The sequence below is a fragment of the Streptomyces sp. sk2.1 genome (assembly GCF_008120935.1).
Lineage (GTDB): Bacteria > Actinomycetota > Actinomycetes > Streptomycetales > Streptomycetaceae > Streptomyces.
Genome location: NZ_RDBO01000033.1, coordinates 314,638 through 327,558, shown reverse-complemented (window position 1 = coordinate 327,558; position 12,921 = coordinate 314,638). Strand labels below are relative to the sequence as shown.

The following is a 12,921-nucleotide window of genomic DNA, read 5'->3' as shown; positions in this document are numbered from 1 at the left end:
GTACCGACTCCTCCTGGGACTGCCGGTGGATCCGGTCCGGGCCCATGCGTCCCGCCTCCTCCGCCGGCATCCAGCCGCTCTTCCGCTCCTCCGACGGAACCCGAGCGGGGTGGTCCGGCCGACGCGCCCCGGCACACTGTTCGAGTGACCTTTCGATTGATGCCCGGCACCGGGCTCGTCCTCCCGGCGAACGCAGGCGTCCTGCGATTCGGCATGACCGAGCATGCGGCACAGTGGACGGCGTCGACCCTGGCGGACATCCGCGTCGGCGGGTGGATGTGTGGAACGCACTGGACCTTCTTCTTCGTTCACTGCGGCGTCCTGGTCACGGCCTATGCCTGCACGGCTTGCACCGAGCGGACCATGGGGCACTTGATCGTCGAACGAACCGAGCGCGTCCCGGACCGGGCCGCCGACGTTCCGGTCGCCTTCGGCGACTTCGACCTCTTCGGCTACCCCATCCATGAACTGACCGAGGTTCTCGACCCGTCGGACCGCGAACTCCTGCTGTCCGCGGACGTCAACCCCCGGAGCACGCACTACCTGTCCGCCGTACGCCTCGAAGCCTGCGAGAGCGACCGCCGCTAGGTGTGTTGTCCGGGGAGGCTGGTGACGCGTCAGCAATGGGCCGTCGAGCAGCAACCCGGCTCCGTCGTCCAGGTGTTCAGTTCCCGGGACCGGGTGGGCACCTGCCTCGGTCTCGGGGACGTCGAACGTGGCCCGGTCCTCGTCGACCGTGCGGCCGTGGCCGGACGGCCGGTCCCGCTCGGCGCGGCCGGCCTGAACCTCGCGGTGGGCGTCCTGAACCTGCGCGGGATGGAGTCGGCCGGACGGCTCCAGGACAAGGCCGGGGGCAAACGCGAGGCGCGGTGGCACTTGGATACGGGCTCCTACTGCTTCTCCACCACCCGCGCCCGCGCCGAGCAGCAGGCCGTCGGCCGAGCGCTGAGCAGCGAGGAACCGCCCGCCCCTCAGTTCTCCATGAATCGTCGGCGCCAATATCCGCAAGCACTGAACGAAGTTGCCGGCACGAGGTGAGAGCTGAGGGATACGGCCCTGCGGTCGAACTCGGCGTCCAGCCTGGCAACGAGCCTGCCGAGGTCGGCCCGAGCACCACGGGGAAGCCACAACAGCACGTCCTCCAGACGGTCTCGCGCCACCAGAGGATCACAGCAGTCGCAGCCCATCACCGGATCTGGCAGAACGCGCCCCGGCTGCCCCAGATACCACCGGCACTCCGCCAGGGCAGCGAACACAGCCCCCGGCCACAGACGCTCTTCTTCCAACTTCCGGATCGCTGCACGAGTCGCCGCGGAAACACTGCGGATCCGGCGAACCGGAACACCTCGTCCGGGCCGCCAACGCTCCGCACGCAACTCCTTCGGACGCCTACGCAGCATCGGCCTTTCGGATCAACATGCCGCCATCCTGCCACGGTCCGCACTGTCCCCGTACCCGGCCGACGCGGGCCCGTGCGCCGGAGCGGCTCGGGGAACCGAGGGCTGCGCGGCCTTCCTGCGGTGGGCGCGTCAGCGGGAGGGTTCGATTCCCCAGGCGACGGCTCGGGCGGCGGCAGCCGCGCGGTTGGGGAGAGTGAGCTTTGCGAGGATGTGCTCGATATGGGTCCCCACGGTGCGCGGTGTGATGTGCAGCCGCTCGGCGATCTCCCGGTTGGTGCGGCCCGCGGTCACTTCGGCCAGCACCTGGAGTTCCCGTGGCGAGAGTCCTCCGGGCCGCCGTGCGGGCGGGTGCGGTGTGTCCGCCTCGGGGCCGGGCGTAGCGGCTTCCTCGGGCGGCGGGCCCGTACGGGGATCGACGGCCGCGGCGAGCGCCTCGGTGAGCAGGGTGATCGCGGCGCGTGCCGGATCGGGATCGTGCCGCGGCCGGCGGGCGCTGACGTTCAGCATGCCGACGTACCGGCCGTCGGCGGCGAACAGGCACTGGGCCACCCCGTCCTTGATGCCGAGGGGGGACAGCACCTCCTGGAAGCCCGGCGACGACGCCAGGATGTGCCGGGGGACGTCCCTGAGCCAGAGGCCGCCCCGGGCCGGGCCGCGGAGCACACGGAACACCGGGTCGTGGTGGAGGCGGGCCTCGATGTACGACGTGGCGTCCTGCGGATAGCTCCCGGCCAGGGTGGTGTGGCGCCGCCGCTGCGGATCCCACCGGGAGAGGGAGGCGTGGTCGTACTCCACCACCTGCGACAGCGCCGTCAGGACCGTGCCGATGCCGCTCCCGCCGCTCCTGGCGGCCTCACGGACCCGCACCGCCGCGTCCAGGATGTCCGCTGTGCTCCGCCGTGCTGCCATGGCCCAAGGATGATCAAGCGTCCGGAATACGTCAATCGCGAAGCGTGTCGTGCACGATCCGCCCGGCCATGACGGTGAGGACGACGGGCATCTCCGGGATGTCATGGGGGTCGGCCGTGAGCAGGTCCCCGTCGAGCACGCAGAGGTCGGCGGCCTTGCCCGGTTCCAGGGAGCCCTTCCAGTGGTCGGCGAAGTCCTGCCAGGCCGCGCCGATCGTGTACGTACGGATCGCCTCGGCGAGGGCGATGCGTTGTTCCGGGCCGCTGACCCGGCCGGCGGCCTTCGACTCGCGCAGCACCATGGTGGCGACGCCCTGGCGCCAGTCCGGATACGTGACGGGAGCGTCGGAGCCGCTGGCGACCCGTACCCCGGCGTCGATGGCATCGCGGTAGGGCCACGCGTACGCGGCCCGTTCGGTGCCGACGAACTCCTCCTCCATGTCGGCGACGGTCCACTTGATGGTGGGGTTCATGTTGACGCCGAAGCCGTGCGCGGCCAGCACCTTCATGCTGTGCGGGGTGAGGAAGTCGCCGTGGATGACGTAGTGCCGGGCGTCGGGCCGGGGATGCTCGGACACGGCTGCGGCGAAGGCGTCCGCGACGGTGTCTATCGCCCGGTCACCGGTGACGTGGACGCCCAGCTGGTGCCCGGCGGCGTGGGCGTGCCGGATCATGCTGCGTATCTCGGTGATCCGTTCGCCGTCGGTACCGCCCCCGACGCAGAGGGAGCCGCAGCCACCGCCGACGTACGGTTCGTGCATCCAGGCCGTCTTGTTGGGGACGATGCCGTCGGCGAAGATCTTCACCCCGTGGATCGCGAGGCGGCGCGGATCGGCTTCGCCGGTCCCGTCGGCCGCGGCGAGGGCACGCGCGAACTCCTCCGAGGTGCTCGCCATGCCGGTGGGCAGGAGCAGGACTCCGACGCGGGCGGTCAGTTCGCCGTCGGCCAGCAGCCGACGGTAGACGTCGAGGGTCTCCGCGCCGAGCGCGCCCCGCATGATGCCGTCGCCGCCGGGGCCGAGGCCGGGCTCGGTGTAGCTGGTCACGCCGAGCCGGGCCAGCGTGGCGAGAGCCGACCTGATCGCGTCGGTCCGTTCCTGCCGGCTGAGCGGCGGCAGCGCGTTCTGGACGAGGGCCTGGGCTCCCTCGTGGAGCAGCCCGGTCGGCTCCCCGGACCCGTCCGCGACGATGGCCCCGCCGGGCGGCGCGACGGTGTGCCGGTCGATCCCGATGAGCTCCAGCGCCTTGGAGTTGATCCAGGTGGCGTGCCCGGAGAAGGAGTACAGGACGACGGGGTGGTCGGGGCTCATGGCGTCGAGGTCGTGCCGCGAGGGCAGCCGCGACGGATCGGCGAGGCACTCGTCGAGGTAACCGGTGTCCCAGCCGTGCCCCGTGATCCACTGCCCGGCCGGTACTCGCTCGACGGCCCCCCGTACCGTCTCGGCCACGTCCGCGAGGGACGACACGGCGGGGTGGCCGACGTCGACGGAGAGCGGCGGTGTCGCCATGCCGAAGGCGCACGCGTGGAGATGGGAATCGTTGATGCCGGGAAGCAGTGTCGCCCCCCGCAGATCGATGACGCGGGTGTCGGGTCCGACGAGCGGCGCGACGTCGTCCCGCCCACCGACGGCGCTGATGGTCCCGCCGGTCACCGCCAGGGCCGAGGCGACGGAGAATTCCGCGTCGACCGTGACCACCCGGCCGCCGAGAAATACCAGATCCGCATGCGTGCCCACAAAAGGTCCTTTCGACAGGCGGACGTACCGGGACGCCCGCGAACGATCTCCCGAGGACTATGTCCGTGCGTCCGGCCCCCGCACATCGGTCATCCCACCGATACGCGCACTCGCGGGGAAGAGCGGGACGGCCGCGTCTCCCCTCCGGAACCGCCGAACGCGGCTCGCTCTCCGAGGAGGGTCTGCGCCTGCTCGTCCCCTGGGCCGTCATCCGGACCCGGCCACGGACGTGGCAGCCGTCGGCCGGCCGGCACGTGCCGGGTCGAACGGCGTCGTGGGGTCGGTGCTCTCCTCGTACCCGGTGCCGGCGGCTCCTGCGTATCCCGTCCGGCGCGGAACACCGCGGCGGTCACGAGGGCCGCGCTCGTGAGGGCCGGGCCGGGCACGGCGCCCACCGGCCGCGGGTACGGTCCGCGCCGTTCCGGCGCCTGAACGCACGTGGTCCCATACCCGTTCAGGACTGTTTCCGGCGCGCACTTGGTTGCGGCGTGCACCGACCCGGGCGAGGTCTTCGCCGCGGGACTTTTCCAACTCGCCGCCATTGGACGTGTGTTGGTCTTCCATCGCGGGTCGATGCGTTCCACGGCATCGGCTGCGCCCGGCCCGCCGTTCCGAAGCGTCGCGGTCCGCGCCCCGTCGGTGCTCGTCGCGACGGGGCGGGTCGTTGCCGGGAGTGGAGTCGGGAGGAAGCCGGGACACGGGTGGGGTGTCGGCCTTCGCGGAGGGCGGTGGCGGGTAGTTCGTCCTCGGCCGGACGGAACGGCGGCCGCGCCGCGCACCGGACGACCTTCGCGGGCGCCGGGGCGGGCAGTTCCGCGTCGGGCTCGGCGACGGCCTTGCGGGCAAGGGTTTCGGCGTCGTGCGCGTCGAAGGCGGGGGTGCGCACGTCGACGTCGAGGTCGGTCCGGTCGGGGGACCGAGAAACCCTGTCCGCCGCGGAAGGCGGCGACCGACGGCTTCGGCGGCAGCGGGAACCGGGCCGTCGCCGACGCCCGGCGGGGCGGCAGCCGCAGGGGCACGGCATCAGTCGGTGTCGAGGCCGTCGATCAGGCGGTTGAGGAAACGGGTGAAGGTGGCGTCGGGGGTGAGGGGACGTCCGGGGGCGGAAAGGGCTTCGGCGAGTTCCGGGTGGCAGCCGTCGGCGGCGACGGCGGCGAGGTAGCGGCTCTCGGCTGCGACCCGGTCCGGTGATCGCGAGACCGCGGCCTGCGCGATCTCATGGGCGACGTGCCCGGCCACGAATGCGGTGAGCTGGGCGAAGACCTCCAGTTTCGCCGCACCGTCCAGCCCGGTGGGCCGCAGGGCGGCGAGCACGTGCTCCAGGAAGGCCAGCGTGTTGGGGCCCGGAACGCGACGGGTGGACAGGGCGGCGGGCAGCCATGGGTGGCGCAGCATGTGGGCGCGCTGCAGGCGGGCCACGGCCTTCAGATCGGCACGCCAGTCGCCGCCGGGCGGGTTCGCGGCCGTGAGTTCGCCGCTGACGTGGTCGACCATCAGTTCCAGCAGCGTCTCCTTGTCGGGGGCGTAGCTGTAGAGCGACATGACGCCCGCTCCGACCTCGGCGGCCACCCGCCGCATGGTGACCGCGTCGAGCCCTTCCGTGTCCGCCAGGGCGACGGCCGCCGCGGTGATCGCCTCCCGGCTGAAGGAGGGCCTGCGGCCCCTGCGGGGCTCGGCGGGGCGCAGCCAGAGCCGTTCGGGATCGATGCCCTCGGCCCCGGGCTTTCCGTCACCGGACACGGCCTCGCGCTCCTTTCCCTGGTTGCCGGGGCGGTTCCTGCCGAGGTCATCCAAGCATCCTCTATTCTCGTACGTCGTACGAGAATAGAGGAGGGGAACAATGCCATCACACGGGCCCGACGCCGTGGCCGGACCGGTCTGGGCACCACCCGCCGGAAAACCGCCGCTTTCCTCACGGATGATGAGGGCGACCTGGCGAGGTCTGCCGGCGAAACGGCACGAGGCCGGATGGGAGCCGGGGCTGTCGGTACCGGCCGCCGACGGCAGCCCCTTGGTCACCGACCACTACTTTCCGCGTGCCCGGGGCGACTTCCCCACCCTCCTGGTCCGCTCGCCCTACGGCCGGGGCCTGCCGTGGTCGCCCCAGTACGGCCTGCTCTTCGCCGAACAGGGCTTCCACGTGGTCCTGCAGAGCTGCCGCGGCACCGGAGGTTCGGGCGGCACGTTCGATCTGTGGCGCAACGAGGTCGCCGACGGCCGGGCCACGGTGTCCTGGCTGCGCGAGCAACCCTGGTTCGACGGAACACTGGGAACCGTCGGCCCCAGTTACCTCGGCTACGTGCAATGGGCCCTCGCCTCGGACCCGCCCCCGGAGCTGAAGGCGATGGTGGTGCAAGTAGGGCTGCACGATCCCCACGCCCTGTTCCACGCGGACGGTGCGCTGCGCCTGGAGAACGCCCTTGCCGTGGGCGTGGGCATGAACTACCAGCACCAGGGCATGGCACCGTTCCTCAAGGCGACGCTGCGCCTGCAGCGGCGCCTGCGCGACGTCACCACCGCGCAGCCCCTGCGCGGGGCGTACGTGTCGGCCCTCGGCGGCGAACTGCCCTGGCTGGACGACGTGATGACGCACCCGGACGCCGAGGACCCGTACTGGCACGGCGCGTCGCCGGTGAAGTCGGCGGAGCGGCTCCGTGTGCCCACGGCCCTGATCACCGGATGGCACGACGTACTGGCCGACCAGACCTTCGAACAGTACGACCGGCTGCGCCGAGCCGGATGCGGGACCTCCCTGCTCGTCGGTCCCTGGACCCACACTTCCGCCCTGCAGCAGGGCTGGCCCGAGGTGTTCGCCGAGAGCCTCGCGTGGCTGCGCGCCCACTTGTACGCCGATCCCTCCGGCCTGCGTCCCACCGCGGTGCGTGTGCACATCGGCGGCGAGAACGCCTGGCGGGACCTCGACGACTGGCCGCCGGCCGCAGCCGCCACCTCGTGGTACCCCGTCCCCGGCGGGCGTCTCACCCAGCAGGCCCCCGCGGACTCCGCGCCCGTGGCGGCGTTCCGCTACGACCCGGCCGACCCCACTCCCTCCCTGGGCGGCGCACTGCTCTCCCGTACCGCCGGTGCCCGGAACAACGCCACCCTGGAGGCCCGGGACGACGTCCTGACATTCACCGGCCCACCCCTGACCGAGCCCCTGGACGTCCTGGGGCCCGTCTCCGCACGGTTGAGCGTCTCCACGGACACCGGGTACGCCGATGTCTTCACCCGCCTGTGCGACGTGGACCCGCAGGGCCGCTCCGTCAACATCTGCGACGGGCTCGGCCGACTCCGGACGGCCGAGCAGGCACCCTCGCAGGTCACCGTGCCGATGAGCTCCACCGCCCACCGCTTCCCCGTCGGCCACCGCATGCGCTGGCAGATCAGCGGAGGCGCCCATCCGCGCTACGCCCGCAGTCCCGGCACCGGTGAGTCGCCGGTGGACGCCACCGCCTTCACACCGGTGCGCATCACGCTCCACACGGACTCGGCGCTGGTACTTCCCGGCAGCTCCGGGCCCGTGTGATCCGTCGGTCCTCCGGGGAACGGTCGACGGGCCGGGCCGGGCCGGACGGCCCGGCCCGCTCCTCCGCGTCGGGAAAGTGCCGGGAACCGAGACAGGTGTCGATGCCTCCGTCGCGTACGGCGGTCGCGCCACATGCCTTTGGGCCTCGGCCGGAGCGCGGGGCCCCTCGCCCTTCGGGAGGTCGGTGGCCCGTTCGACGGGCTCCCCCTGCCGAGTGGGGGCGTGCTGCCGCGGGAGTAATGACCGGGGTGGGCCGCCCCGCCGTGTCACGCTGACCCCTCGTCCGATGACGGAGTGCCAGGAGGCCGGCGTGTACCGCTCGCGTGAGTGGCTGGGTGAGTCGATGCGTGACCGCGGTGCGGCTGCGGCGGCCGGGCGGTCATGATGGCGGGCCGGCAGGAGGAGCCCGAGCGGCCCCGCACCGACCTGACCCTGCAGCTGGATCGTCAGCTGGACCGGATCGCCGCGCAGCTGCGGGAACTGGCCACCGCCAAGGACCGGCTGCAGGGGCTGCTGAACGCGGTGCTGGCGATCAGCCAGGAGGTGGAGCTGCCCGCGGTCCTGTACCGCATCGTGGCCACCGCCAGGGACCTGGTCGGCGCCCGCTACGGCGCGCTGGGCGTGCTGGACGAGTCCGGCGAGCGGCTGGAGCAGTTCATCACGGCGGGCCTGTCGGAGTCCGAGCACGCCAACCTGGCCGGGATCGACTTCCCCCGTGGCCTCGGTGTCCTCGGACATCTGATCCACCATCCCGAGCCCCTGCGCGTCGATGACATCCGTGCCCATCCCGCCTCGGCCGGGTTCCCACCGGGCCACCCGCACATGCGCACCCTCCTGGGCGTCGCCATCAGTGTCCGCGGCACCATCTACGGCGACCTCTACCTGTCCGAACGCCGTGACGGGCGGCCCTTCGACCGCGACGACGAGGACATCGTCGTCACCCTGGCCGGCGCCGCCGGCATCGCCATCGAGAACGTCAGCCTGCTCGAACAGGTCCGCACCAGCGCCGAACACTTCCAGCGCCTCCTGCTGCCCGCCCTGCCCGATCTGCACCCCTTCACCGGCGCCGCCATCTACCGCCCGGCTTCCAGCCCCGGCCATCTCGGCGGGGACTGGTACGACGTCCTGTGGCTGCCCGACAACACGTGCGCCGTCGTGATCGGCGACGTCGTCGGCCACGACCTGCGCGCAGCCGCCGCCATGGCCCAGACCCGCAACATGCTGCGGGCCCTGCTCTACGACCGGCTCGCCCCGCCCAGTTCTGTCCTCGCCCAGCTCGACCGCACCCTGAGCGGCATCACCGACCTGCCCGTCACCACCGTCTGCCTGGCCCGCATCGAGCCCGCGGAAGACGGCTGGAGGCTGCACTGGAGCACGGCCGGTCACCTTCCCCCGCTCCTGATCGGCCCCGACGGGCACGCGGAGTATCTGTATGCCGAGCCGGGCCTGCCGCTCGCGGTCGACACCGACCAGAGCCGTCCCGACCACACCCGTCCCGTGCCCGCCGGGGCCACCGTGGTCTTCTTCACCGACGGGCTCGTCGAACACCCCCGCCACTCCATCGACCACGGCCTGGCCCGACTCGCCGAACACGCCGCCGGTCATGTCCATCTGCCCCTGGACGACTTCGTGCGCCTCCTCGCCGACCACCACCCCAGCGACGGCCACGACGACCTGGCCATCCTCGCCCTGCGCACCCCGCCCGCCGTCCGACGGGCCCCCGCCGACGCGGACGGACGGGGCTGAATACGGGCCGGGGCGCCGCGGCCGGTGGTGCGGGAGAGGCTTCCGCGCCGAGCAGCGGGACACCCGTCCCAGGACCGGCACCGGAGCGGGCCGACGGCTGAACCGATCCGGACCGCCGTGCCCGGCGCCGCCGGAGAACACCTGGCCCGGGGTGGATACCGGCCACGCGACGCGCGCATTATCGCCGCATGCCGGGAAACAGGGCAAGTTCACCGGTTTTCTCCCCTGCGCCCGCATACGGTGGACCCACCGCCCGCACACCGCCCGATCGGCGGGAAGCGGCGGCAGGCATCGAGGCCAGGAAGCAGGATGGGGAAGGCTCCAGTGAGCGAGTTGGACGAGCGAATGCCGGGACGCCGGTGGACGGTGCGGCTGGACCCCGTCGGGCGGGGCGGCGAGGTGGTGCGCGTCTCGTGCAGCCGCCCCGCCTGCGCCGAGCAACGTCTTCCTTCGGCGGCCGCCGGCCGTGCGGCCGCCGTCGCCCACCTCAAGGCCCATCTGCGCGCCGCCTCCGCCCCCAGGCCCGGGGCGTCCTGCGCATGCCGGGCCGAGGGCTGCCACGCCCATCTGCCCGACACCGACCGCCACGCGCGTACCGAAACCTGGCGGTGCGGCGGGCCGGGCGTCCTGGCCGTGTCAACCGACCGCGAAGGCCGCTGGTGGCAGGCCATGGAGTGCTGCTCGCGGTGCGCGGCCGCCACGCCGGGAGTGAAGACCGCGGCCACTTCCCGGGCCCCCGAACCCCGGCCCGCCGACCGCCCGGCCCCCGCGGCGACAGCGGCGGGCGTGGGCGTGGGCGTGCCGCAGTTCTCCCACGCCGGCCAGGCCCCGGCAGGCCCGGTTCCGGCCGGCCCGGTTCCGGCTCCTCGTTCCGCGCCGGTGCGGCGTCGTCCCCGGCAGGTGAAGATCGCCCAGCGGGTCATCCCGCACACCCTGCGACCCGTCGCCCTGCGGGACGAACTCATCGAACTCGGCGACCTCTTCCGCGCCTACCAGCAACGCGACCAACCCGACCTGGCGCTCCTGGCCGACCTCCACAGCCGCAAGGCGAGCGCCTTCACGGCCTGGGCCGAGACCACCGGCGACCCGAGCCTGCACCTGGACGCCCGGCGTGCCGAGCAGGCCGCCACCACCGTCCTCCTCCAGCACCAGCAGCGCACCGGCCAGGGCGCGAGCAGCGACACCTCGGCCGTGGCCCGCCTGCTGACCCGCCCCGGCCAGTGGGACTGCGCCCGGTCCGTCCTGGCCCACGTCACCGAAACCGCCCCGCTGCCCGGGCCGGAGGCGCGCCTGCTGATGGTGATGCTGACGCTGCGCGCCGCGCACGGCGGCACGGGCAATCTCGTCGGCCAGGACCTCACCGGCCTGGGTCTGGGAGAGCCGGCGGACCTGGTCGCGCAACTGGTCGACTGCGATTGGCTCCGCCTCCCCTGCACCCCCGCCGATCTGCTCGCCTCCCGGCCCGAGAACCCCACCGCCGTCACCGTCCCCTCCCTGGTTCCCGATGAGGACGGCTCGGGACCGCTCGCGTTCGGCAGGAAACTGCGGCCCAAGCTCTCCGGGTGGGCCCAGAGAGCCGTCTCGGACAAGAAGCTCCGCAAGGCCAAGGCCCCTGCCGCCACCCGGCTGCTCGCCCTGGTCCTGGCCACCCACAGCAACGCCGACGGCTGCCTGGGCCCCGACGGCCAGGGCATCGACCTGGACCGGCTCCTCTCCTGGTGCGCCATCGGTCCCGGAGAACTGCCGCCCCTGACCGACCAGCTGACCGCGACGGACTGGCTCGCCGAAGTCGCCGTCACCCCCACCCGTCTGACCGGTCGGCTGACCGAGCGGGTCCTGCCACTCACCTGCCCCCTCACCTAGGTTCTTTCGTTCGGATCGGACCGGATCGGGGAGCGGGTTCCGGTACGTGCGACCGCAGGGCGGAGGGGGAAGCCCGGCGACGTCTCCCCCGGTCGAACGGAACCGGGAGCCCTGGGAAGTAGTGCCGGGGCACGCGAGCCCGGCATGATCCGGTCGAAACCGGACGGCCGGGCACCACGCATGCCGCGGCTCGGCCGCCCGGGGTCAGAACGACCTCCGGGGGCCGTTTCGCCGTTCTCGATCGCCTCGATTGCGGGGTCGGGCAACCTGCGAGCAACCCGCATACAACCCTCGCGGCCCGTAGCGAGTCAGAGACACCGCGATGAGGCGAGGCCCTTCGCACAACGGGTTCACAGGAATGGCATATGATGCGCGCAATCTCTATAAAGAACAGTTAAAGAGGATGTACACGTCATGGCAATCCCTGCTCGGCATCGCCCCCTTCGCGGCATATCCGCCATTGCTGCCCTGCTCGCGATCGGTGCAGTGGGATGTTCGAGCGTCTCCGACGCCGTCGACAGCGCCAAGGACGGCGCGAAGAAGGTGACCCGTCAGCGCTCGGTGTTCTCGCTGGACACCGGCGACTGCTACAACCCGAACGGAAAGGCCGAGGGAACGGCGTACGCCGTCGAGATCGTGCCCTGCGACGAGGCGCACCAGGGCCAGGTCGTCGGCGAGTTCACGATCGACAAGGACATGAAGTACCCCGGCGACGACGGGGTCTCGACGATCGCGGACACCCGCTGCCCGGTCGAGGCGCAGAAGTACGCCCCGGACACCTGGGCGCTCCCCAAGGGCGTCGCCCTCTTCTACTACACCCCGACCAAGGAGAGCTGGGCGACGGGTGACCGCTCGGTGAGCTGCACCTACACCGCGGAGAAGGGCACCTTCAGCGGCTCGATGGACACCGCGAAGTCCCTCAAGCCCGAGCAGGTCACGTACCTCAAGGGTTCGAACGCGGTCTACGAGGCCCTGTGGGCGAACCAGTCCGAGAAGGACGCCGTCGAGGACGACCTGGCCGGCTACAAGGCCCAGGCCAAAGCCGTCGCGGCCGCCCTCGACACACACCTCAAGGGCCTGAAGGGCATCGAGGGCACCGAGGTCGGCAAGCTCCGCGCGACGCTGACGAAGGCGGCCGGGAGCTGGAAGAAGGCCGCGAACGCCGCCGACGCCGACGCGTTCTACCTCGCCTACGACCCGGCGTTCAGCGGCATCGACCCGAACAAGTCGGTCGCCGCCCGCAAGGAACTGGGGCTGGCCACCACCGTCCCGGCCGACGAGGCCGAGGTCTGGGCGGGCTGACGCCCCGTCGGAGCAGCGGGGCCGGGTCCGTCGAGGGCCCGGCCGCCCGAACGGGGCCGGGGTCACGGCCACCAAGGGCGACTGCTCCCATCGCGAGATCCGGATCCCGATCCCGCGGCCCGGTCCCTTCAGCCCCTGTGGGAGAGCCGCGTCACCGCCCTGAGGACGGGCGGGACCGGCGGGACCGGCACGGCCTCCGCCCTGCCCCGAGAGAGAAATGGACCTGGCCTCCGGCGACGGCAGTCGGAGGCCAGGTCCGTCCGGGCCGCAGGACGGGCACCACGGCCGGCCGGTCCGGCGACAGTCCCACTTGCCGTTCCGCGGGTACCACTCCTCGAAGTCCTCATCGCTCCACGGAGAGGAAGGCGGGTTCGGCACCGGGGAGCCGGGGCGGTCCCCTCGCGCAGTCCGATCGATGGGGTCTTCGACGCGCGCGACGA

General features: G+C 72.4%; 9 protein-coding genes. 6 read left to right on the top strand and 3 right to left on the bottom strand.

The genetic code is table 11. The features are described from left to right. Positions 1–144: 144 nt before the first annotated feature. Together EAO76_RS13480 and EAO76_RS13475 are read left to right on the top strand one after the other, a co-directional pair. Positions 145–588 carry a hypothetical protein gene (locus EAO76_RS13480; RefSeq protein ID WP_148836158.1) on the top strand — a complete coding sequence of 148 codons (444 nt, stop codon included), beginning with the start codon at positions 145–147 and terminating at the stop codon, positions 586–588. A gap of 21 nt (positions 589–609) precedes the next feature. Further along, positions 610–1,038 carry a hypothetical protein gene (locus tag EAO76_RS13475; protein ID WP_148836157.1) on the top strand — a complete coding sequence of 143 codons (429 nt, stop codon included), beginning with the start codon at positions 610–612 and terminating at the stop codon, positions 1,036–1,038. A 491-nt stretch (positions 1,039–1,529) separates the two neighbouring features. On the opposite strand, the gene EAO76_RS13470 is transcribed toward EAO76_RS13475, so the two are convergent. The 3 genes from EAO76_RS13470 to EAO76_RS13455 all read right to left on the bottom strand — a co-directional run bounded on the left by EAO76_RS13470 (position 1,530) and on the right by EAO76_RS13455 (position 5,784). Then, complete coding sequence (locus EAO76_RS13470; protein ID WP_148836156.1) at positions 1,530–2,309, bottom strand: LuxR family transcriptional regulator; 780 nt, start codon at positions 2,307–2,309, stop codon at positions 1,530–1,532. 31 nt (positions 2,310–2,340) lie between these two features. Then, positions 2,341–4,044, bottom strand: coding sequence for an amidohydrolase (locus tag EAO76_RS13465; protein ID WP_148836155.1), 1,704 nt, complete (start codon positions 4,042–4,044; stop codon positions 2,341–2,343). Between the two features lie 1,023 nt (positions 4,045–5,067). Beyond that, positions 5,068–5,784 (bottom strand): TetR/AcrR family transcriptional regulator C-terminal domain-containing protein, encoded by a 717-nt coding sequence (locus tag EAO76_RS13455; protein ID WP_148836154.1) that lies wholly within the window; start codon positions 5,782–5,784, stop codon positions 5,068–5,070. A 181-nt stretch (positions 5,785–5,965) separates the two neighbouring features. On the opposite strand from EAO76_RS13455, the gene EAO76_RS13450 reads away from it, so the two are divergent. From EAO76_RS13450 to EAO76_RS13435, 4 genes are all read left to right on the top strand, one after another. After that, positions 5,966–7,570 carry a CocE/NonD family hydrolase gene (locus EAO76_RS13450; protein WP_187438603.1) on the top strand — a complete coding sequence of 535 codons (1,605 nt, stop codon included), beginning with the start codon at positions 5,966–5,968 and terminating at the stop codon, positions 7,568–7,570. A 381-nt stretch (positions 7,571–7,951) separates the two neighbouring features. After that, positions 7,952–9,316 carry a GAF domain-containing SpoIIE family protein phosphatase gene (locus tag EAO76_RS13445; RefSeq protein WP_187438597.1) on the top strand — a complete coding sequence of 455 codons (1,365 nt, stop codon included), beginning with the start codon at positions 7,952–7,954 and terminating at the stop codon, positions 9,314–9,316. A 309-nt stretch (positions 9,317–9,625) separates the two neighbouring features. Beyond that, the gene (locus EAO76_RS13440) at positions 9,626–11,179 is read left to right on the top strand and encodes a hypothetical protein (RefSeq protein WP_148836151.1); all 1,554 of its coding nucleotides are present in this window, start codon (positions 9,626–9,628) and stop codon (positions 11,177–11,179) included. Positions 11,180–11,593: 414 nt separating this feature from the next. Next, on the top strand, positions 11,594–12,481 hold the full coding sequence (locus tag EAO76_RS13435; RefSeq protein ID WP_148836150.1) for a septum formation family protein: 888 nt from the start codon (positions 11,594–11,596) through the stop codon (positions 12,479–12,481). Positions 12,482–12,921 lie beyond the last annotated feature (440 nt).

Coding starts and splice junctions, on each gene's coding strand:
- EAO76_RS13470 (WP_148836156.1), bottom strand. CDS start 2,309: ATGGCAGCACGGCGGAGCACAGCGGACATCCTGGACGCGGCGGTGCGG.
- EAO76_RS13450 (WP_187438603.1), top strand. CDS start 5,966: ATGAGGGCGACCTGGCGAGGTCTGCCGGCGAAACGGCACGAGGCCGGA.
- EAO76_RS13445 (WP_187438597.1), top strand. CDS start 7,952: ATGATGGCGGGCCGGCAGGAGGAGCCCGAGCGGCCCCGCACCGACCTG.
- EAO76_RS13440 (WP_148836151.1), top strand. CDS start 9,626: ATGGGGAAGGCTCCAGTGAGCGAGTTGGACGAGCGAATGCCGGGACGC.
- EAO76_RS13435 (WP_148836150.1), top strand. CDS start 11,594: ATGGCAATCCCTGCTCGGCATCGCCCCCTTCGCGGCATATCCGCCATT.